Genomic DNA, 1932 nt, shown 5'->3' with positions numbered 1-1932 from the left:
CTCGATAGCAACGGGCTTCAAATTCCCTGCATCCATTGCCGCCAGTGTGAGACTATTTTCATTATCGTGGCATTTACTGACCGTAACCGCAGTAGCGAACCCCTCAGCAATAACTATCGATAACGGTTGTTTTTTCATCCCCCAAACCACCGCGAACGCGCCTTTTTTCTGACTTCCTCCCAGCAGTTTTTTCTTTTCCGTCCCATTTGGGGGCAATAGCTGCGCACCCATCATTTCCCCTTTGATGTTGACGAGGGTAACGACGGCCTTTCCATCATTGAGAATGGGGAGTTTGTACCCATACAGCCCCTTGTTATTCATGTAGACCGATTCGCCCAGTTCCGCCGATGCCATCATCCCCAGCACCTTTTTATCAATGGGCACGCTCTCCGTAGCCTTTTCTCTGGCTAGCAGTTGTTCCGGTCTTACTGATGGCAGTGGAGCGCCGGATAGCACGTCATGCACCATTTTTGCTGCATCGGAGGCATCACAGCCGCGAACCTTTTGAACCAATGACAGGCCATCACCTGCGCCGCACTGGTTGCAATAGTAAGTTCCGCGCCCTTCTTGGTTGTCGAAACGGAAGCGATCTTTCCCTCCGCACGCGGGGCATGAGGTATGTTTGTTGGGGTCTTGATGAACGTTGATAGACAGCGCCTCAAGGACGCTGTGCCAATGGTTCTCTGCCTGTTGGGATATTTGTTTGATGGCGTCAATTTTTCTCATTGGTTCACCTCGTTTGCGTTCAGCAGGGTGACCAATGTTGTGCATTCACGAGCGGCGATGTTTAGCATACCTGAGACGTAAGGTTTCAAGTTCAGGTCGTTCATTGTTTCGATGTGGGATAATGTCTTTACTAGACTTTCAAGGCTGTTAGCGACATCTAATGCGCTGATTTTTGAACAGTTGATATTTTTTATTTCATAGCTAGCTATAAAATTACTAACATTAACGGTAGACTCCATCATGATGGATCCTTTTTTATTGTAGAAAGTTACTTGACTGCGGGCTTACCAGAGCATTAGTCAAGAATCTAATTTGCCTTGTAATCGCTGCTAACGATTACAGGACATCCATTAAAGCCCGATTGGTTCGCGCCATCGGGTTTTTTACTTCTGTTTTTTACTGTCTGTTACAGGCTCCAGATTATCAATATAGCGTTTAATCAGGTCTGTGATGGTTACATTATCTCCCGTCTGCATTCGCAAACGTCTAACTTCTGCGTCTAGCTTGGCTTTATCCTGTTCGCTCAGGCGGACGTTTATCGTTGCGGTTTTTTTCATAACAACCTTAATCCCCCTTTAATTTGCATTACAGTATCACAGAGATAACAGGCTAACAATGGACAGGGTTAGATATTCTTTAACCAGTTATAAATTATTTTTGTTGTTAATGATAGGTATTGATTTTATCTTCGGTACGTTCCCACATATTTTTTTGGGTCCTTACCAGCGAAATTGTATTGTACGGGCATTGAGGGCCGTGATGTCTGCCTAGTTATAGCATCAAAAAATTAGGGTAACAGCGTAACAAAGGTATGCTGCATTCACGGAAAACAAATGAAAAACTAGACCGTGAACCACATAAAAAACGCCATTACATTACGAAAAACAATGGTAACAAAATCGACCACTACAAGGTAACAAGTTCAATTCATTGTTTTATAAGTTATTACTATCTACCCTCGTTACCTTGTTACCAGAACCCTCAAAAACATAACATTCAAAAACAACCCATCAATATACGATTTGATATGTTACCCATATTAAAGTATCAATATAAAAGAACAATATAAATAACATTTATTAAAGTATCATATACTAAGCATAGTTATATATAGTAAAGTAACCAACATCTTCCCCTTCCCAGAAATAGTAAGGTGTGAAATTGGTAGTCTCCGAGCTATTTTCAAAAAAAATAATAAAAAAAACA

The 1932-nt window shown here is 42.0% G+C and carries 3 protein-coding genes; all 3 read right to left on the bottom strand.

All coding sequences use genetic code 11. The features are described from left to right. The coding region (locus AACQ81_RS02680; protein ID WP_272903142.1) for a primase-helicase zinc-binding domain-containing protein at positions 1-726 on the bottom strand (726 nt) is incomplete at its 3' end. After that, a complete protein-coding gene (locus AACQ81_RS02675; protein WP_237388443.1) occupies positions 723-968 on the bottom strand; it encodes a hypothetical protein in 246 nt (81 codons plus the stop codon). The genes AACQ81_RS02680 and AACQ81_RS02675, both read right to left, overlap by 4 nt. Before the next feature lie 141 nt (positions 969-1109). After that, the gene (locus AACQ81_RS02670; protein ID WP_237388442.1) at positions 1110-1283 is read right to left on the bottom strand and encodes a hypothetical protein; all 174 of its coding nucleotides are present in this window, start codon (positions 1281-1283) and stop codon (positions 1110-1112) included. Positions 1284-1932: the final 649 nt, after the last annotated feature.

Source organism: Xenorhabdus sp. Sc-CR9, from assembly GCF_963897815.1.
Lineage (GTDB): Bacteria > Pseudomonadota > Gammaproteobacteria > Enterobacterales > Enterobacteriaceae > Xenorhabdus.
Note: the sequence above shows the minus strand (reverse complement) of the source record. Positions and strands in the feature narration are given on the sequence as shown.